Annotated in this window: 17 protein-coding genes; 7 read left to right on the top strand and 10 right to left on the bottom strand. The window is 43.0% G+C overall.

From position 1 onward, the window contains the following. Positions 1 to 131 precede the first annotated feature (131 nt). Complete coding sequence (locus MKX34_RS09775; RefSeq protein ID WP_076140897.1) at positions 132 to 1139, top strand: LacI family DNA-binding transcriptional regulator; 1008 nt, start codon at positions 132 to 134, stop codon at positions 1137 to 1139. A 48-nt stretch (positions 1140 to 1187) separates the two neighbouring features. Here the strand turns inward: MKX34_RS09775 and MKX34_RS09770 are convergent, their stop codons facing one another. Further along, on the bottom strand, positions 1188 to 1394 hold the full coding sequence (locus MKX34_RS09770; protein WP_036679303.1) for a hypothetical protein: 207 nt from the start codon (positions 1392 to 1394) through the stop codon (positions 1188 to 1190). A 21-nt stretch (positions 1395 to 1415) separates the two neighbouring features. Continuing rightward, a complete protein-coding gene (gene clpP, locus MKX34_RS09765) occupies positions 1416 to 1997 on the bottom strand; it encodes an ATP-dependent Clp endopeptidase proteolytic subunit ClpP (protein ID WP_076098479.1) in 582 nt (193 codons plus the stop codon). A 183-nt stretch (positions 1998 to 2180) separates the two neighbouring features. Between clpP and MKX34_RS09760 the strand changes: the two genes are divergently transcribed. Further along, a complete protein-coding gene (locus tag MKX34_RS09760; RefSeq protein ID WP_076273139.1) occupies positions 2181 to 3197 on the top strand; it encodes an RNA polymerase sigma factor in 1017 nt (338 codons plus the stop codon). Positions 3198 to 3670: 473 nt separating this feature from the next. Further along, the gene (locus tag MKX34_RS09755; protein WP_076296055.1) at positions 3671 to 4558 is read left to right on the top strand and encodes an NAD-dependent epimerase/dehydratase family protein; all 888 of its coding nucleotides are present in this window, start codon (positions 3671 to 3673) and stop codon (positions 4556 to 4558) included. Positions 4559 to 5000: 442 nt separating this feature from the next. Here MKX34_RS09755 and MKX34_RS09750 read toward each other — a convergent pair whose 3' ends face one another. Next, positions 5001 to 6914, bottom strand: coding sequence for a methyl-accepting chemotaxis protein (locus tag MKX34_RS09750; protein ID WP_339204871.1), 1914 nt, complete (start codon positions 6912 to 6914; stop codon positions 5001 to 5003). 246 nt (positions 6915 to 7160) lie between these two features. On the opposite strand from MKX34_RS09750, the gene MKX34_RS09745 reads away from it, so the two are divergent. Continuing rightward, positions 7161 to 8102 (top strand): MerR family transcriptional regulator, encoded by a 942-nt coding sequence (locus tag MKX34_RS09745; protein ID WP_076203119.1) that lies wholly within the window; start codon positions 7161 to 7163, stop codon positions 8100 to 8102. 99 nt (positions 8103 to 8201) lie between these two features. On the opposite strand, the gene MKX34_RS09740 is transcribed toward MKX34_RS09745, so the two are convergent. Next, complete coding sequence (locus MKX34_RS09740) at positions 8202 to 8678, bottom strand: DUF2798 domain-containing protein (protein ID WP_036679295.1); 477 nt, start codon at positions 8676 to 8678, stop codon at positions 8202 to 8204. Positions 8679 to 8813: 135 nt separating this feature from the next. Here MKX34_RS09740 and MKX34_RS09735 point away from each other — a divergent pair, with 135 nt between their 5' ends. After that, positions 8814 to 9230: a helix-turn-helix domain-containing protein gene (locus MKX34_RS09735; RefSeq protein ID WP_076134009.1), complete on the top strand. Its 417-nt coding sequence runs from the start codon at positions 8814 to 8816 to the stop codon at positions 9228 to 9230. 76 nt (positions 9231 to 9306) lie between these two features. Here MKX34_RS09735 and MKX34_RS09730 read toward each other — a convergent pair whose 3' ends face one another. From MKX34_RS09730 to MKX34_RS09710, 5 genes are all read right to left on the bottom strand, one after another. Beyond that, complete coding sequence (locus MKX34_RS09730; protein WP_076134008.1) at positions 9307 to 11244, bottom strand: FAD-dependent oxidoreductase; 1938 nt, start codon at positions 11242 to 11244, stop codon at positions 9307 to 9309. Between the two features lie 199 nt (positions 11245 to 11443). After that, entirely contained in the window at positions 11444 to 12253 is an 810-nt protein-coding gene (locus MKX34_RS09725; RefSeq protein WP_076273134.1) for a MerR family transcriptional regulator, read from the bottom strand. A 110-nt stretch (positions 12254 to 12363) separates the two neighbouring features. Beyond that, positions 12364 to 13407 (bottom strand): YeiH family protein, encoded by a 1044-nt coding sequence (locus MKX34_RS09720; protein ID WP_076296053.1) that lies wholly within the window; start codon positions 13405 to 13407, stop codon positions 12364 to 12366. 218 nt (positions 13408 to 13625) lie between these two features. After that, entirely contained in the window at positions 13626 to 15605 is a 1980-nt protein-coding gene (locus MKX34_RS09715; RefSeq protein WP_076107555.1) for an ATP-dependent DNA helicase, read from the bottom strand. A gap of 97 nt (positions 15606 to 15702) precedes the next feature. Beyond that, positions 15703 to 16554, bottom strand: a complete 852-nt coding sequence (locus tag MKX34_RS09710) for an SDR family NAD(P)-dependent oxidoreductase (RefSeq protein WP_038569743.1) — start codon at positions 16552 to 16554, stop codon at positions 15703 to 15705. 176 nt (positions 16555 to 16730) lie between these two features. Here MKX34_RS09710 and MKX34_RS09705 point away from each other — a divergent pair, with 176 nt between their 5' ends. Next, a complete protein-coding gene (locus tag MKX34_RS09705) occupies positions 16731 to 17195 on the top strand; it encodes a MerR family transcriptional regulator (protein WP_076296052.1) in 465 nt (154 codons plus the stop codon). Between the two features lie 18 nt (positions 17196 to 17213). Beyond that, entirely contained in the window at positions 17214 to 18212 is a 999-nt protein-coding gene (locus MKX34_RS09700; protein WP_076134003.1) for an NADP-dependent oxidoreductase, read from the top strand. An 89-nt stretch (positions 18213 to 18301) separates the two neighbouring features. Here the strand turns inward: MKX34_RS09700 and MKX34_RS09695 are convergent, their stop codons facing one another. After that, a complete protein-coding gene (locus MKX34_RS09695) occupies positions 18302 to 19258 on the bottom strand; it encodes a pectinesterase family protein (RefSeq protein WP_076296051.1) in 957 nt (318 codons plus the stop codon). Positions 19259 to 19282 lie beyond the last annotated feature (24 nt).

Below are 19282 nucleotides of genomic sequence, written 5' to 3'. Positions count from 1 at the left end.
GAAATAATTTTCCTACAGCGATCATTATAGGACCTTTTATTTCCTAGGTCAACAACAATCTTTTGGATTCTTGAAGCTATCCGTGATATGCTTGCGAGAGTTGAAACACCAAGTGAATCATATGGAAAGTTATGGTGATCTTCTTGAAGGTAAAGATAAAAGATATAGCCCAAATGGCGAACGTTTCGATCTCTACGGTGTCCAGGGTAATCAATAACAGCAAACCAGTAAACGAAGATGTCCGTAAACGAGTACTGGAAGCTATTAAACAAACCAACTACCGTCCGAATGTCATCGGCCTTGAAACGGACAAAGCTAATACACAGCTGATCGGTGTGATCATTCCGCAGAATAGCAACACTGTACTGGATGACTTCAATGTTGGTATTCGCGATCTTGCGGATTTGTATGGATACGACATTATGGTCGGATTAACGGACGGCAGTGCAGAAAGTGAACAACACTATTTGAAGATGTTCCAGCGTATTGGGACGGAAGGAAATATATTTGTGGGTTCAATTCCAAACCATGAACATCTGGAGATCATCCGCAGCTCAAATACACCTTGCGTGCTTGTCGGGCAACAATCGCAGGTGGATATGATTCCTTCCGTTCATCTGGACAATATAACTGCCTCCTATGAAGCTGTTACTTATCTGATTCAAAAAGGTCATCGCAAAATCGCTATGATTCGCGGATCGGGAGATAATGCGGTGGGTGGCGATCGGTATAAAGGCTATCTACAAGCCCTTATGGATGCAGGCATAACCTTAAGGAAAGAATGGGTAGTAGAAAGTGCGATGGCCGTCGAAGATGGGAGCGACGCCATGCGCCGAATTATAGATAGCGGGGAGTTACCTACTGCGGTGTTTTGCTCTACAGATTGGATGGCAGTTGGAGCCATGAATCATTTAACCGATAACGGTCTACGGGTGCCAGCTGATGTCGCCGTGTTCGGTTTTGATAACAGCTTCATTGCCTCTATCGTTCGACCTAAGCTTTCCTCGGTTGAATACTCTGGAACGGAGATTGGGATGACCGCCACCCGAACCTTAATCAAGCTGATTAAAGGGGAGACCGTTGTGCCGCATCATGCAAATGTGGCTCATTATTTGGCTATTCGGGAAAGTACGGGTTAGGAGCTGTGGAGCTCCTAACCCTTTTTTATACAGATGATGTTGGTGATGTTATTGTGTGAATCCTACTTTGGCTCGTTCACGCGTTTTGGTATCTAGAGAGATGGAACAGATCGAGCTGATTGGAATATAAAACTCTTCAAAATCCGTCCGATATTTGACGAAATTTTCACTTACCGTTTCCAGCACTCCTTTTGTAGCGTTGGAGCCATCCACAAAATAGATTGTTACCTCTTTTCCCTGCAAAACCTCCAGCATAGCCTTCTTCACTCCTTCGTCTTAGAGATTTGTGATGACCTTATCGATAATTCCGTATTCAACCGCCTCCTCGGCTGACATGAAATAATCTCGATCCATATCTTGCAGTACCTTCTCTACCGTCTGCCCAGTTCGGTCCGCTGTAATTTGCACAAGCACTTCCCTTGCCTTCAAAATACGTTTGGCACTGATCGCAATGTCACTAGCTTGCCCCTGCGCCCCACCATGCGGCTGATGAATCATAATCTCGCTATTCGGCAAGGCATAACGTTTCCCTTTGGCCCCAGCCAATAACAACAAAGAACCAAAAGAAGCCGCCATTCCTGTACAAATGGTATTTACCGGAGGCTTAATAAGCTGCATCGTGTCATAAATACTGAAGCCTGCGGTGATAGAGCCACCTGGACAATTGATATACATGTGTATATCTTTATCCGGATCTTCTGCTGATAAAAACAATAACTGGGCAACAATACTGTTAGCCAGCTGATCCTCAATTTCCGCACCTACGAACACTATCCGGTCCTTCAACAGCCGCGAATAAATATCGTAAGATCTTTCACCTTGATTCGTTTGTTCGACTACATAAGGAACGTACGCCATCCGTATTCGACCTCCATCTGTTTTAGAGTTTTGAAATCTACCCTGTAAACGGATTAATATGGGGATAGGATACGTTAGGCGTGAGAATTTTTATTTTTTAAAATTGCGTATCTTAATTTCCTGCTCATTCGTTTATTATTAGAAGTAATCGAAATCACCTTACTGGAAAAGGAGTTATGCAGAGTGATCATCCTTGAGAAGCTTAGCACCGGAGATGAGCCGGATGAAAGTAACAGCAGGTCTTTGCAGATAGCTCTGAAGCGATATTGTCTTGCATTGACACAATCCCCGTGGGATGCCGATGATTTAGCTCAGGATACATGGGTCAAGGCTCTAGGTTATATGAAGACTTCGAACTCATCGAGCGCAAATAATGGGAACAGTCCAATGAATGAAGTTAAACAAAATAAAGAAACCATTGAAAATGATAAGGCTAATGGAGCAAATGGAGCTAATGAAAAACTTGAAACTAATCAAACTAATCAAATGAACTATACGTTTTCTAAGGCTGCAACGTCTGCTAAGGCTGTAACGCCATCTAAGACTGCACCATCTACAAAATCTGCAAAATCTGCAATGCATTCTACGATTCCTACAAATTCTACTCATCATACAAGTTCTACAAATCACCCAAATCCTGAGGCATTGCTTTTTCGGATTGCCCGAAACACATGGATTGATATCATGCGGCGAAAAGCCACCTTGTCACGAGTGTTGGAGCTGGATCAGTCCCCCACTGAAGCCTCTGCGGAGTATGGTTCATTTGAGATTGAAGCTGCTTTTCAAGCACTACAGGAGCATTTATCTCCGCTGCAGCAGGCGGTATTCCTGCTTCGAGATGTGTTGGGACACTCTGCAATGGAAGCTGCCGAGATTCTCGATACCACAGAAGGGGCAATAAAAGCCGCTCTGCACCGAGCCCGGCAAGCCCTTCCTCTCGTAAGACAAGAGCTGCTTCAGGCCGATGGTCCTTCCTTACCACAGGACACAGCCATGCAGATTGTCTTGAGCCGCCTTGCAGCCGCGTATGAACATGGGGAAATTGCCGAGCTGATCGAGCTTGTATTTGCGGACGAAAGCCAGGAACCTGTAATGGCGGTATCGAGCCAAAGCTTGCAAGGCTTCCAGACCTTCCAAGCTGGTGGATTCAGTTCAAACAGCTGGAATTATACCACGCCAGGAATGTGTATGGTGGCGTAGTTTTTCGTTAAGCTCGATTTCGGGCAGCTAAGTGTCTCGTTACGTTAAAAACGAACAGATATATTTGCGATTAGTTCGCTTAATGTGTAATTAACATTTGGGCTGTTTGTGGTAACTAGCTACAAACGTTGCATATTGTGCAACAGACTCCGCCGTCCTGGCAGCAAAAATTGAATCTGCTGTACTTTCTGCAATAGATTCTGGTGAAAAGTTAGTTTAATGCCACTTACTCATCCATTGATTGCATAGAGTGCAATAGATTCAAATTTTCTCCACTCTAATACGAATTCTATTGCACGAAGTACACTCAAAACTAACTCTTCCCCTTTAGTCCAATTTGTATCACTCAAAACTCAATACATTGCTGCTGATCTGGCTGATCCCGCCGCTTCTCTACAATGAATCAGAAGCTTCACATAAACCAATAAACAGTCATTTTAATAACCATTAATAGCAATCAAGGAGTGAGGTTGATGAGTAAGATTCTTATTTTAGGCGGCACACGCTTTCTTGGGAAACGTTTGGTCGAGCGTCTGCTTGAGGATTCTAAGAACGAAGTAACCATATTAACGCGCGGGGAAACAAGCGACCCTTTTGGCGATCTCGTTCACCGGATACAGGTGGATCGGTCTCAACCGGAGGCCTTCGCTCAAGCATTAGGTGATACGAGTTGGGATGTAGTTTACGATAATATTTGTTTTTCACCTGATGAAGCGGATCAGGCGCGCCGTATTTTTGACGGCAAAACCACACGTTACATACTGACTTCAAGTTTATCTGTTTATGATTTCAGTGAGCAAGCGCTGACGGAAGAGGTGTTCGATCCTGAAACGCACCCTATTCGTTATGGAGGACGAAATGACTTCACCTATCAGGAGGGGAAAAGACTGGCGGAAGCCGTCCTTATCCAACAAGCTAACTTCCCTGTAGCCGCTGTCCGCTTTCCGATTGTTCTGGGAACTGACGATTATACACGAAGACTCCATTTTCATATTGAACATGTACGTAATAAACTGCCCATCGGGATTCCGAATCCAGATGCAAATATTTGTTTTATCCGTTCGGACGAAGCCGCTGATTTTCTGTATTGGCTTGGCAACTCGACGGTGACGGGTCCTCTCAACGCTTGCTCAGACGGTACGGTTAGTATTAAGGAGCTTATCTCGCTGATTGAAAAAGAGACCAGAAAACAAGCCGTCATTCAAAGCGAAACAGCGGATGCGCATAATTCTCCATTCGGGATCACACAATCCTGGTTTATGGATACAGCTAAAGCTCAATCGGAGGGATACAAGTTTCTCACTCTAAGCGACTGGCTCCCAGAGTTAGTTAGCACCCTAAATCAAACTTACGAGGACTAATTATATTTCTACATAAAAAAGCTGGCTCCTTCGTGCAACAAAACACAATTATGCGTTGAGTTAATTGCACTCTATACAACTATTTTCAGGTATGTGCACTCCCACCTGGTTTTAGTTGTATTTCATGCAATTATATCCCCACCAAACCACCGTTATCGTCATTTCGCCTCGAAATAACTGCACTAAATACAACTAAACCCTAATCAAGCTAAATACAAACCTTTTTAGTTGTATAAAATACACTTAAAAACAAAACGGCAGATAGAACCTCACTAAGCGCTAAACTTTAGCCTCTCATCTCTAAACTCTATTCTATAAACTCTAATCTCTGGACTCTACTCCCTACTCCCTACTCCCTACTCCCTACTCCCTACTCCCTACTCTATTCTCTATTTTCTATTCTCTATTCCACCTTACGCTACGAATGCCAATTCCCGCTGAGCTACGCAGAGATTGTCAGATAAGACCCCTCTTTAGAAGCGTCTGCATTTGGTGTACCACCATCATTTGGTGTACCACCATCATTTGGAGTACCGCTATCATCTGGAGGATCGCCAGCACCTAATGTATCATCTCCTAATGCGTCTCCTAATGTGTCCCCAGCTTCTGGAGTGCCAGCATGCTTTGTATCCCTGTCCCCTTCATCGCTGACCCCATCGTCCCCATCTGAATCAATCTTAAAAATATTGATTTCTTTAAATAAATTCTGCGAAATTTCATTAATCTCAATGGCTTGACGGGCTATATCACGGATAGCATGATCCTGCTGTACGCTTGAGGCGTTCACCTCTTGCACCCCTGCCGCAGTTTCCTCGGCGATGGCCGCGACGGCATGCACAGACTCTGCGAGTCTACGGTTCATAGTCTGCGTCATATCCACTTTGTCGTGAATTTGCCCAATCTGTTTACTAATCTCCACAATAGATTGATCAATCGCTTCAAAAGAGGACAACGTTTCAGCCACTTTATGATCCTGTTCCTCAAGATTTCCTTTGGTCACCAGCATATATTGCTGGAATTCATCCATCCCGGATTGCAGCTCGCTAATAATCTGACTGATATGTACGGAGGACTCTTTGGTCTGCACAGATAATTGTCTTACTTCATCAGCGATGACAGCGAACCCTTTTCCGTAGGCACCTGCCCGGGCTGCTTCAATTGCTGCGTTAAGTGAGAGAATATTGGTCTGATTAGAAATATCTGTTATGGATTTAGTAATGCGCGAGATGTCCTTTGATTGATCACTCAGTTTGGTTAAAGCCAGATATACTTTATTCACAGATTCTCGCGAATGCTCAGACACCTCCCGGAGGGCGATGACGGATTCAGATCCTTTACGAGTATTGTGATTAGCCGTTTGACTGGTAGCCAGCATAACCTCGGTATACTCCGTGATCTCATTCACTTCACGTTCCAGCTCCTGAATTAGGCCAGCGCTCTGCTCGGATTGTCCTGCCTGCTGTTCTGCCCCTACCGAGATTTCCTGTATAGTGCTTACGATATCTTGATTCGTATGCGCAGTTATAGATGAAGATTCTTGAAAAGAATGCGAATAAGTTGCCAGCGAAGAGGCTACTGACTGGGTATGCTGAAGCATTTCCCGGACCCGCTCTACCATATGATCAAAATGATGACTCAAACTGCCCAACTCATCGTTGTAAGGAGAATTAATCTGCTGACGCAAATCTCCTTCGGCAATTTTTCGCAGAGCCACTTGCAGTTTATGAATAGGATTCAGGAAGGAACGTATGAGCATAACCGCAATCACTAATGTGAAAATAAACACTAGCACAGCTGCGTAAGCAACTATAGAGGTGGTTAGATTAAGCAGATCAAAAGAATAATCCTGTGCTTTTTCTGCATTTTCTGCTGCTGCCGTATACAATTTTTCATTAGTCACTAGCATGACTTCACTCAACGCTGTAGCCTTCGTATGTAATTCATCGATTTGTTCCAGCACACTCATGGGATCAAGCTGCTCGTCTTCTATGGTCTTTACCAATTCGTCAAAATATCCCGTATATTCCCCAATCTGACTATGTAATTGTTCTAACTCTTTAAATGCCGGCGAATCTGCCGCAAAATTCACCGTCGCCAACTCTTTAGTCAGCTTTGTTTGCTTGTCCTTAAAGGGTTGGACGAACTCCAAATCACTCGAACCCGCTAACGAAGATTCTACCGCATTCATTTCCTGCAGCAGTTGCGTAATGATTGACACGGTAATTCGTTTTTCCATCTCAGCTTTTTGCGTTTCCATAGAAATCTCCACTTGGCTGATTTTATGGTTTTGATAAAACGCTACTCCCAAAAAGAAAAGAACAACGGCGGAAAAACTCAAAATCAACTTCCATTTCATAGTTAGATGCATAGACCTAGCTTTCAACAATATCATCCTCCGTATAAAGCCTCATATTGCAATAGGTACATTCTACCAATATCTTGATTGTAGAAGCTGGACGTTAAATACTGGACAATGTTTTGTATGAGAAATGTAAATTATCTCGAATACCCAATCATTAATTCTCCTTGCAATTGACGTAACGTTAAATGCTAAAATAATCCACATAAGGCGCCTTATCAAACTATGAAATGGGAGTTGTCTATGAGCGGATTTGTTACCATTGATAAGCTTTCTGCGCAATTCGGACTGACGAGTCGGACTCTGCGTCACTGGGAAGCTCAAGGATTGTTTGAAAGTAAGCGGGATAGCAGCTCTGGCTGGCGGATTTATGATGAGAAAGCAATACTTGCCATTCGGGTTACCTCATTATTAAGAAAGCTGGATATTAGCATCAAGGATATTGGAACCGTGCTTGTAAATATGTCCGTTCAGTCCATGTACGAAGCGCTCAGCCAGCAAGCGGCTTCTATTCACAATCAAAAAGCAGAACTAACGAATAGAGAAAGTGAAATCCATCTCTTTTTACAGTGGATATCCGCCCATGTCGAGGAACCCATTACAAATCAATTATTATCTGAACTAAACGAAAAGTCATGCAATCCATCGGATGGTATGACTAAAACTGAGGAGGTTATATCTATGCCAACTATTAATCACTCTACCCCTATTCATGTAAGATTCATTACTCTTCCAGCTATGAGATTTGCCTACAATGTTGCGGTTAGTACCTCTCCAGAAGATGAGGCTATGATCCCAGTTAATGAATGGCTGGAAGCTAGTCAACTATTAGGCACAGCACGGCTTTTTGGCGGCAATACGAACCCGCATCCAACTGGTGAGAATAAACCTTACGGATATGGATTCTGTGCCTCAATTCCGGAAAATGTGAAGATACCAGCTCATCTAAAGGAAATGCGGCTCGACGGCGGCCTCTATGCTCTGACAGAAAGCACTGATGATATCTACGGCTCATGGCAAGCCCTAATGGGGTATCTGGATACTCATCCTGATTATCAAGCGGATCACAATTCCAGATTATGTCTTGAGGAGCATATCCGTAACGATAGTCCCAAAGGTAGCGGAAATGAGTATGCCCTAAATCTACTCGAACCTGTAAAAAAGAGAGTTCACGCGCTTGCGTAAATGAGCGAGCCATAGATAAACGTTTCTAATCTTTAAAAAAACAAAACGCTCTCATCTGCTTATTCGGGCAGACGGAGAGCGTTTTGTTGTACATTGCTTCTATTGATTTATTCCCTGCGCAGACACAGCTGGAGTAATTTTCACAAAAATAAATCGTGTAAGCGGCCCAACTAAAATGATCTGCAGTGGAAGTGCAAAAATAAAATTTTTACCTATGGCAGACAGATAAGCTCTTGGTAGTTCAGCAGAAAATCCAACATGGAGAACTGCGCCATAGAAGGACATGAACAATACCATTCCGGTCACCATAAAAAAGGATATGAACATGATTTTTTTGATCATCGGATCATTTTCTTTAACCAGCTTATGCGCGATCCCCTTTGCAACCTTGCCTACAACAAATACATCTAGAATGAGTGCAACTATAAATGCAGGCAAGTAGCCGACAATCACATCCTTAACTAACGTGCCTGACCAACCCTCCATTAGTGCTACATTGTAAATACTCATCCCCAGCACCATTAAAAAACACATGATGAACGTAAATAAAAATGCTTCTTTTTTGTTTCTTCCCATCTTCAAGCTCCTTTTATCTCTGTATTGTCAACTTGGATTACAATAACATAGATCCTCAAATCAAGTCAACCAAGTTGACAATATTCACAAATGACTTATACTGGGATAAACGAGCCATCATTTAGGAGTGTTCTAATGAATAAGCAGCTGCAAAAAATGAACCTGATTGATTTACTCAGTGAGAAGCATCTAGCTTTACGTAAAATAGTGACAGACAAAGACCCGGATCAAATCAATAAGACCGAATCCCACATTCTTGCAGTTCTTGCGGCCCGAGAAATGTTATCGATCTCAGAAATCAGTAGAATAATTCATATTTCAAGACAGGGCACGCATAAAAGTATTCAAGGCATGTTATCCCGTGGTTATGTTGAAGCCGTTGAAGTCGAAGGAAATCAGCGTGACAAAAATATTGTCCTCACTCCAAAGGGTATAGAATGCAATAACAGAATGATGATCACCAAAATTGAATTAGAGCAGCAGATCGCTGCCAAGCTGGGAGTAACAAATGTAGAGCTTCTTAAATCTTTGCTAAAAGAAGATTGGCTCTAATCTCCAGCAAAAAAAGCCGCAGAGTTGTCTACTCTGCGGCTTTAAAAAGTTTGAATTATTTTCCGGAAAATTGTCGTTAATTAGCTTTCAAAGCACTGTTTGCCGCGCTCTCTCCACCTAGACGACCTGAGGTAAAGGAATAACCAATTCCAACCCCATTGCCTACATAGGTATCGTTGAATAATACGCCTTCCGATTCAAGCCCTACAGCAAACAATCCTTTTACTGGTGTACGTTTATCATTTAGCACTTGGAACTTAGTGTTTACCAGCAAGCCACCTACAGAACCCAAGTTGTTGATTTCAGCGACGATGGCATAATACGGTCCTTCTTCGCCCATTGGCTCTAAATAATCAGCAGCTTTACCAAATTCAGTATCCACACCAGTTTTTGTAGCTTCTTTATAACTATTGTAATTTTCTACAAACACATCTACATCCATACCTGCATTTGTTGCTAATTCTTCGATTGTATTTCCTTTGAAGCCATCTCCGTTTTCTACCATAGAATCAAACACCTTTTCTGCATTTACCCATGGATTCTCTAACGTGAATTGATCTGCAAATTCGGCATAAAATTCTGGTGGCATTCCTGGCAGGCTTGGTGCGTTAACACCTTTCATCCCCTTGGACTGAAGAGCAGCCAATTGTGATTTTGATACGATAACCATATGATAAGCACCATTAAATGCACTCGTATTAGCTGCGGCGACCGATGTTAATGTCGCTGCTTCATCTCTGAAACGTGCTCCGGAAGAACCTACATTCATGAAGTTAGGCAGATACGTCAACATCAGCGGATAACTTGCTTCAAAAGGCTCATATTGTGCTTTTAGTCCTTGTGTTGCTCTGGCTAATGTTTGGTGCAGCATCTGACCACCGAAGTTATCAGGAACCTTGGCTCCTGCTTCCCAAGCCATCTTCAGACCTTCCCCAACATTCTGACCTAGTCCTCCGTTAACCCCTTCAAAACCAAAAGCTTCTTTAACCATTTCCGAATTTGCAGCATAACCGCCTGTTGCCATTACGACACTTTTGGCTGTGATTTCAAGAGTAGTCCCGTCTGATTTCTCAGCCACAATACCTGTAACTTCTCCTGCTTCATTGGTAATCAGCTTTTTGGCAGTGGTTTCGGTGATCACTTGTCCACCCTTTTGTTCAACCGATTCAGCCAACATTTTCCGAAGGGTCTCTTCCCGGGTTTCATAAGCTGGCAGTACATGCAGCTGCTCTCCGAAAAAGTTTAGAAAGCTGGTTTTATAACCTTTTTCCGCTAACCAATCATAAGTTTCACCGGATTTCGTTACGTATTGTCTAATCGCTGCAGCGTCAACTCTCCAGTGATTGTTGACAATCCAATCGGTAATTTCTTTTTCCACATTTACTTTAAGATTATTGTCAGTAGCTGCGGAAGAATTATAGAACTTACCGGCCCAGGATAGATTACTTGCTCCCCCGATAACTCCTGTTTTTTCGATAATAATAACCTTGGCACCTTTATCAGCAGCGGTTACCGCTGCGGACACACCAGATGCACCGGCGCCTACTACCACTACGTCTGTTTCAAGCTTTTCCGTTTTACCTTCACCCGCTTTTTGCACGCCACCGGCTTTGAGGACTTCCAGATTTCCTCCACCTTTGGTTACGGCATCTTCAACGGCCGCGAGCATTGCTTCACTGGAAAGACTCGCACCACTAACAGCATCTACTGCCAAGGTTTGTCCTTCCAGAATTTGATCTTTTATTTTTTCAAGTGCACTATCGCCTAGACCACCTGTTTCTGACTGGCTTACGATCTTGATATCTTTAATTTTATCTGGCTCATCCATAGTGACTTCTACTTTAATCACGCCCTCTTTGCCTTCCGCTTCCCCAGCGAATGTACCGGCTTTAAAAGATGATGATGACGAATTTGCCGACTCCCCATTTCCTTTGCATCCACTCAGCATGGAAACGATCAGCACCATACAAAAAGTTAACATGAGCATTTTCTTGGTGAAATTTCTGTTGCGCATTCTCTTCTCCCCCAGTATCTAATATCTTATAGCTCGTCAATAACGTGATATTTTTCACATTCATATCTATACATATCTACCGAACGTTGCCAAGCTATATACCGAAGTATAAACATTGGTGCAGCACCAAGGTCAATGTCCAATTCTTGTCCAAAAAGAAAAACACCCGCTCTCAGAGCAGGTGTTTATAGAAATACACTTATACAATTGGGATATTCACTTCCAAATACGAGCGGTTATTGCCTTCTATTTTTTCAGTAAGCATTAATTTACCCACCACATCACCCGCTATGGTATAACCATTTGCTTCGATGTAATCTATCATAAACTGCAAGGATTTCTTCGTGATATAATGTCCATCCGTAGATAACATGATAGCAGAGACACAGGTACTCGGGCTAATGTACTCTACATATTCATCGATATCCATAGCAAATTTCTGCACTTCCTCCTCGGGTAAGGTAAGCCCCCAGCTATAGTCAAAGTTATTATCACCGGATAACACCCCCGCGTCCTCAATCTTAAAAGAATAAAACGCATAAGGAAGCCTATCCATCCAAGTGTTGACGAGGCTTTTTACGATATCATTTTTTAATAATGCATTTTTATCCGTTTGCTTAAGCCTGTACATGCCTGGCAGTTGTTTAAGTTTACATATATATAATGAGGACTCTATTTCCTTAAGCTCTTTATGAATTTCATTCATCTTGTTTAGCAGCATCGTCTTTTGCTTAATCTCTTCTTCTAAACTCTGCTGAGACTGCTGCATCATTCCCATAACTTGCTCAATAGAGGACTCCTTCATTAAAAGTGCCACTTCGGGCAATGGAATTTCCATACTGCGATACCATCTGCTCATTAACAGATCCCTCGCATCTAAATCATTAAAATATCTATAATTATTGCTGTTATCTTTTGTGGGCCTAACAATATCATGTTTCTCGTATAATCTCAGCGTATCCGCAGTTACCCCGAGAATGGAAGCAAATTCACCTATGCAATACTTCACCTGAAGTCCCTCCATTCATTTCATGCATACCCTACCACACTAAATGATAAAGAGAAGGACGCTGTTTGGATATGAAGTAACTCATTTCATACTCAGGGTGTACATGCTAACTACGCTAGTGCAAGTAAGTGAACTAACATAAATCCAACTAGAGATAACATGACCGATCCTATAAGTCCCGCTGCAAAAGACTTCATTCCAAGCCGTCTAAATGCCGCCAAATCAACGTTTAACCCAAGCCCTGCCATCGCCATAGCGATTAACATATAAGCAATTGTAACGATCCCATTGGCTACTGATGCAGAGACGATCCCTAACGAATTCACACCACTGACAACTAGAAATCCTAGAATAAACCAGGGGATTGGAATGCTTTTCCACGAAGCTTTAGCCGCTTCACCTTGCACTTTTCTTTCTTCACGATTGGACCAAACCCCAATTAAAATAGCCACCGGCACAAGTAAGGCCACCCGGGTCAATTTAACGATGACCGCCATATCAACGGCAGCATTTCCACCAGCATCCGCAGCCGCGATTACGTGAGCAATTTCATGTAAAGTCGCTCCTGAGAATACCCCATAACCTAAATCTGATAAGCCGAGAAAAGGATATAAAAATGTGTACAGCAGTGTAAATATTGTGCCTAATATAGCTACTATAGCTGCACCAATGGCAGTTTCGTCATCTTTGGCTTTTATCTGTGGAGCGATGGCAACCACCGCTGCCGCACCGCAAATCGCAGTTCCGCAGGCAGTTAAGATACTGAGGCGCTTATCTACTTTGAACAGTCGAGCCAGTCCGTATACAACGGAGATCGCAAATATAATGACGATGACTGCCAAAAGAAATACCCGGGGTCCTGCAGCAACGATATCCATTAGATTAAGCCGCATACCGAGCAGGATAATCCCTAGACGAAGCAGTTTTTTACTGGAAAAATCGGTGCCATGTGTGATGCTATTTGGCACTCCTATCGTAGCTCGCCAAATAATCCCGATTAAGATGGCAATGACCAATTGCCCCATAATAGATAGGAATGGAAAACCCGCTAAAAATTTCGCCAATAATGCGATAACTAAGGTTAGCCCTATCCCTAATGCAAACCCAACCTTTTTGTTGTGATCTGGTTGATACAAACCTTCTGATTGACCCATGTCGTATACACTCCTTGATGAATCTCTAGATGATGCTGTATAAATACATCCCATGCTCAACAATAATACGACATCGCTCGGAAGTTAAATACCAATATCCTATCCGTAAAATTAGGAATACTTATGCTTAATTTTAGACAAAAAAAGCTCCTTCGAGTGAAACATAAATGCCGTAGCATCTGCCTCACCAAAGGAGCAATTATAATCGTTAGTGATATTTAAGCTTCCAGCTTCTGTAGTCGAGTCCCTTTTGGAAGTACAGAAGTTATATATTCGTGTACTGGATGTTGCCCTTCCTCTTCCGCAAGTACAGTTACAATTCCTTGATCTGTACCGGTTCGAATCAGCCGCCCCATCCCTTGTTTGAGTCTTAACAGCATGTAAGGCAAATCCACATCTTCAAAAGGAGTGGAGGTTTCCGCCCGTTTTGCCATAAACACTGGATCAAGCGGAGGATACGGCAACGACCATATGATCACATTAGATAATGAAGGTCCAGGGATGTCCAGCCCTTCCCATAAGGTGACCGCACATAACACGCTATGCTCATCCCGTTGGAATGCCGAAATCAAATAGCTGATTTCTTGATCCCCTTCATATAAAAATGAATATGAACTGCTTTCCGGTCGTAACGAGTTAAGCTGCTTGAACTGCAGAAGCTCTTCACGAGTACGGAACAATAGCAGTGCTCTACCTTCAGTCCGCTGAATAAGCTTCAGGGAAATTTCCATTTTCTCAGCAAAATCCCCACTCTGAAGCTCTGGCACATAGACATTCATCTGGTGCTCATAGTCATAAGGTGAGTCTACAGAGAAGGATAAAAAATCTTGTATCCCAAGACTGTCCTTCAAGTATTGGAATGATTTATCCACAGACAATGTAGCCGATGAGAATACGATTGGCATTTTTTGCGTGAACAGGCTGTCTTGAAGTACCTCTTTGACATTTCGTGGCATGACCGACAGCGTTAGACCATCGCTTTCTTCTGTCGCCCAGCAGATTAAAGCCCCTGAATCCTCAAACAATCGCAAAGCGATCTCTATGGTCTCCAAACGTTCCTCCACAATTCGGAGTTGGTATTCATCAATCGTGTAGAGTCCGCTTTCGAATACTAATTCTTCTTCGATAGCAGCAATTACACTCCGCATCCGGTGTACCTCACGAATCAATGAAGCATTCAGCTCAATGCTTTTCCGATCTGATCCAGGTATGTTTCGGCATTGACGGCGAATCGCTTTGAACATTTGCTCACTTTGCATGATCGCTTCATCAATCAGAACGGCCAGCGTTTCACGAATCTCGTTCTGTAGCAGGCGAGAAATCAATTCTTCAAAGACGACATGCTTCATCTTATAGCCAAGCGCCTTCATGGCCGCTGATTCTAATAAATGTCCTTCATCGAATACAACCGCACAGTGATCCGGAAGCAAAGGGATTTGCCCTTCCCGCTTACGCGCTTCATAGGTCCAAATATGCTCCATGTAATAATCGTGGGAACAAATGATCAGATCACTTGATTTCCGGTAATGATCACGGGACAAGGTCTGCCCGCAGCGGTGACGCATATCGCAAGTAAAGCAGTCCTGAAACGTATCCCAGTTAATTTTGTTCCATTGTTCGTCATTCAGATCAGGGTAATCTCTGCGGTCTCCATAAGCATGGAATTGCTGCATCGGTGCATGTGAATGTACAAAATCAGGTAATGTACTGTACAAGCTCTCCAGTGGTAAGCTTTCATCATCATGGTTCCGAGCCTGATCCAGCTTTTTCAGACACATATATTTATCCGGAGATTTCGCTAGTCTGGCATCAATATTCATGTTCAGATGCTTCGCAAGCTTGGCGATATCGCCTTCCGGTTTCACAAGCTGCTCAATCAAGGACTCGTCCGCACATGCAATAATCGCAGGTTTGCCCATATAACGCGCGTAACAAATGCTATACAACAAATACACTAATGTCTTGCCTGTTCCGACCCCTGCCTCAGAAAAAATCGTCTTTTTCTCGGCAAAAGCTCGCTCTACCTGAAAGGCCATGTATATCTGTTCATCACGTACTTCAAATCCAGCCTCAGGAAGAATTTCATAGAATACATCTCCGACCCATTCCCCTACTTGCTCCATAAAAGGTTTGGTCCGATCATATTCAAAAGGATACTGTTTCGCCAACAAGCCTACCTCCAATATTTGATCAGGCATCTCTACCATGCCATGAAAAATAGAATCAACGGAAAAACTCTATTATCTCATACGTTTGGAGGAATTACAAAAAAAAATTAGAGATCTAAAGATCAGATTAACAACGAAGATACTCATTTTCGTAGATATTATTAATCCTTTCCAAAACATTCCGGGCTTGATCCTTAAATTTCAAATCCGCAACCTGGCCTTTCCGAAGAAATATACCTGTCTCTTCACGGTGTTCTCCCAGAGCACCCTCATACAATTGGCCGGCGCCGTGGGTTGGCGGAGAGAAAAACAGCTTCATCAACGGTTTAACTATAAGAGGCAGTCCAGAATTTTTCCCTTTTCGCAATGTGTTATTGCTACCCGGATCAACACTGCGAATCATGATGCCCTCGTTAGCAAGTTGCGGCGCGGCGGCCTGTGTCCATAACGATAATGCCAGCTTTGAGGTGGCGTAAGGACCAAGCAGCTTGCGGAAGGTTATGGGATGCTCCAAGATTTCTATCGTAAACTCTTTCGTATAATTAAGCGCTGAGGATGAGGTGTTGATCACCGTTTTTAAGCGTCCTTTTTGTAGGATATCCTTCAATTCCATTAAAATAATATACGGAACAACGGTCATCAATTCATAGTGCTTTTCGCGCCCCTGTTTCGAATAGCTTAGTTCGGGGAAGCTCCCGCCGGCATTGTTGAACAAAATATCGATTCGCTGCTCCTTGCCTTTGATCTCTTCCAGCGTCCCTCTCAAGCTGGCAAAATCCGCGAGATCGGTTGTTTTATAAATACGAAGCCAGCCGTTTTTGATGGCTTTTTGGATGTTCACATCGTCGGCCGGAAAATCGGAACGGTTCAAAGCAATCACCTGCCAATCCTCCGCTAGCAGTTTTCGAGTTAATTCCAATCCAATCCCGGCGTTAGCGCCTGTAATCAATGCGATATTTTCACGTTGCTGAGTGCTCATTGTAAATCTCCTCCTGAATTCGGGATATCTTCTTCTTATAACGCACATTTTATTAATTGGAGTCGACTCCAAGTCAAGGCGTAATAAAAAGATTTTGTCCCAGAGATAAGGTCTTGACTTGGAGTCAGCTCCAAGTTGTATAATGCACACACAAAGCAATCTCCAGGAGGTAGAGTATGAAGGCAGAGCAGACGTTTACGATAAAAGAAACCGCCGCGCAAACCGGAATATCAGAGGATACGATCCGCTATTACGAAAAGATCGCGCTGCTTCCCCGGGCGGACCGGAAGGACAACGGGCATCGCGTTTACCGGCAGGAAGACATAGATACAATCCTGCTGCTATCCTGCCTCAAAAAAACAGGCATGCCCTTGCAGGAAATGCAGCCATTTTTGGCGGTCTCCGCCGACACTGATCCCGCGGATTATCCTGAACTGGTGGAGCATTTAAGAAACCATCGAGAAAACATCGTCAGCCAAATCTCGTCGCTGCAGCAGGTTGTCGATTTTATTGATATGAAGCTGGAACAAGGAAAATATCGCCGAGACTGCTCAGATAAAAGCGAGGACAAATCGAAACCAAAAAACATCTCCCCTGTTGAGATGAGTTATTTTTCTGGATCAGCAAAAATGAATATTTAATGAATTGGAGGTTTTAGGATGAAAGCAATGATCATAAAAAAATACGGGAATTCCCCTCTTCAGCTAGCCGACATCCCAACACCCGCAGTGGGTGATTATGATGTATTGGCAGAGATCCACGCAGCAAGTATTAATCCTATCGATTTCAAAGTGCGGGATGGCAAAGTCCGTACGCTGTTGAAATACGACATGCCCCTAGTTTTAGGAAATGATTTTTCAGGGATTGTCATTCAAGTAGGAAAGAATGTTAAAAAATTCAAGATAGGTGATGAGATTTACGGACGGCCCAGAAAAGATAGAATTGGAACCTTCGCAGAATATATCTCCGTACATGAAGAGGATATAGCGCTCAAACCTCACAATCTTTCCTTTGAGGAAGCTGCATCCATCCCATTAGTCGGGCTTACTTCTTATCAAGCATTGCTTGATATATTACAGCTAACGGCAGGACAAAAGGTATTGATTCAAGCGGGAGCGGGCGGGGTTGGCACTTTTGCTATCCAACTTGCCAAAGCGATGGGGATATACGTGGCTACTACTACAAGCGATGCTGGAGCAGAATTGGTCAAGTCACTTGGAGCCGATCAAATTATTAATTATAAAATAGAAGCATTTGATAAGGTTTTACAAAATTATGATGGAGTATTCGATACCATTGGCGGTGAAACATTAGAAAAAGCTTTTAAAACAGTCAAACAAGGAGGACAAATTGTATCGGTTTCAGGGTTGCCTAATGCTCGCTTCGGAAAAGAGTATGGAGCTGGGTTCATAAAAACTAATATTTTTCGCTTGATTACCCGGAATCTGAGCAAATTAGAGGCAAAATACAAGGTCAAATACAGCTTTCTGTTCATGAAACCAAGTGGCAGCCAATTAGAAATCATTTCAGAGCTTATTGAATCCGGACAAATAAAACCTGTTATTGATCAAGTGTTTCCTTTTGTAGAGGCGCAGAAAGCGATGGAGTATTCCGAATCGGGCAGAGCTAAAGGAAAGATCATATTAAAAATAAAGTGATACAACACATAAATAAAACAGCAGTCTAAGACTTTATGCTTCTCGTCTAGACTACCGTTTTTTATTTGTGTACTCGTTAATTAAATTATCTATTTCCAAAAATCCGTACCAGCAAAAACAAACTCTTTATCCAACGTCTCGTCCCCATCTTCAAAGCAATCTGCCCAAGAAACACGTTGCTTACTCAGGAGAATTGCATCCTTCACGCCATATTCCTGATAACAAACGGTTTGTTCATTAGCGGTGTTGTTCCAGTTATCCCAGCCAAGTGGATGAATATGTGCACCCAGCTGACAATCTACAAATACGGTTTTAGCATACTCACGCCAAGGACGGCCCAGAAACACCGGAGCAATATCAGGAGCCGCTGTTAAAAAGCAATTTTTAAAAATATAACCATACGATTGTCCCACGGGTGTGGAGGCTGCCGTAATATAACCTGCTTGATTCTCACTATGACGCAAGCTGCGAATTTCACATCTCTCAAAATAAGCCGTAGCCCCACCAAATATAAAGTCCACTGTTCCCTCTATATAGCAATGCTGATACAACTGCCGATATTGGGCATGGTGCTCTCTCAGTGGTATACCTCCAAACGTAGATCGCTCTTTGGGTGCAGGTGGCAAAGGTCCCGTGAACAACGTGTCCTGATACCCTTTTAAAGTACAATTTCTGAATACGGTTTGATCACAATTAGCATACACGGCTACCGCCTGCCCGATATTTTCACCCTGCCCTGCATTATTGGTAATCACCAGATTCTCCAAGATCAGATGGCTGCCGCCCAGAAATAACGTTGGTGTAGAGAATGTATTGATTTCTTCGCCCGCTTCATCACGCTCTTTCGCGTAATGATTCATAACAATCTCCACGTAGCCAATCCCTATGATCGTAAGATTAGAACGATAAATCCGCACTGCCTCTTTATAGACCCCTGACAAAATATAAAGCGTATCCGCTTGACCGGATGGCCCCTGCTCTAGTGAATCTATCGCCTCTTGAATCGTGTGATAAGCGCAAAAGGATTCTTTTCCTACAACAAGCATAGTGGATTCTTTTCCTTTCAATAA

This window comes from Paenibacillus sp. FSL R5-0636 (genome assembly GCF_037974255.1).
In the GTDB taxonomy this organism is placed as follows: Bacteria; Bacillota; Bacilli; order Paenibacillales; family Paenibacillaceae; genus Paenibacillus_AQ; species Paenibacillus_AQ odorifer.
This window is presented reverse-complemented; position numbering and strand designations above follow the sequence as displayed.

Bases quoted from the DNA above. Each gene is read 5' to 3' on its own strand.
- MKX34_RS09730 (WP_076134008.1), bottom strand. From the start codon at position 11,244: ATGCGCAACAGAAATTTCACCAAGAAAATGCTCATGTTAACTTTTTGT.
- MKX34_RS09735 (WP_076134009.1), top strand. From the start codon at position 8,814: ATGAATAAGCAGCTGCAAAAAATGAACCTGATTGATTTACTCAGTGAG.
- MKX34_RS09775 (WP_076140897.1), top strand. From the start codon at position 132: ATGGTGATCTTCTTGAAGGTAAAGATAAAAGATATAGCCCAAATGGCG.
- MKX34_RS09755 (WP_076296055.1), top strand. From the start codon at position 3,671: ATGAGTAAGATTCTTATTTTAGGCGGCACACGCTTTCTTGGGAAACGT.
- MKX34_RS09705 (WP_076296052.1), top strand. From the start codon at position 16,731: ATGAAGGCAGAGCAGACGTTTACGATAAAAGAAACCGCCGCGCAAACC.
- MKX34_RS09715 (WP_076107555.1), bottom strand. From the start codon at position 15,605: ATGCCTGATCAAATATTGGAGGTAGGCTTGTTGGCGAAACAGTATCCT.
- MKX34_RS09710 (WP_038569743.1), bottom strand. From the start codon at position 16,554: ATGAGCACTCAGCAACGTGAAAATATCGCATTGATTACAGGCGCTAAC.
- clpP (WP_076098479.1), bottom strand. From the start codon at position 1,997: ATGGCGTACGTTCCTTATGTAGTCGAACAAACGAATCAAGGTGAAAGA.
- MKX34_RS09700 (WP_076134003.1), top strand. From the start codon at position 17,214: ATGAAAGCAATGATCATAAAAAAATACGGGAATTCCCCTCTTCAGCTA.
- MKX34_RS09740 (WP_036679295.1), bottom strand. From the start codon at position 8,678: ATGGGAAGAAACAAAAAAGAAGCATTTTTATTTACGTTCATCATGTGT.
- MKX34_RS09750 (WP_339204871.1), bottom strand. From the start codon at position 6,914: ATGAAATGGAAGTTGATTTTGAGTTTTTCCGCCGTTGTTCTTTTCTTT.
- MKX34_RS09695 (WP_076296051.1), bottom strand. From the start codon at position 19,258: ATGCTTGTTGTAGGAAAAGAATCCTTTTGCGCTTATCACACGATTCAA.
- MKX34_RS09720 (WP_076296053.1), bottom strand. From the start codon at position 13,407: ATGGGTCAATCAGAAGGTTTGTATCAACCAGATCACAACAAAAAGGTT.
- MKX34_RS09770 (WP_036679303.1), bottom strand. From the start codon at position 1,394: ATGCTGGAGGTTTTGCAGGGAAAAGAGGTAACAATCTATTTTGTGGAT.
- MKX34_RS09745 (WP_076203119.1), top strand. From the start codon at position 7,161: ATGAGCGGATTTGTTACCATTGATAAGCTTTCTGCGCAATTCGGACTG.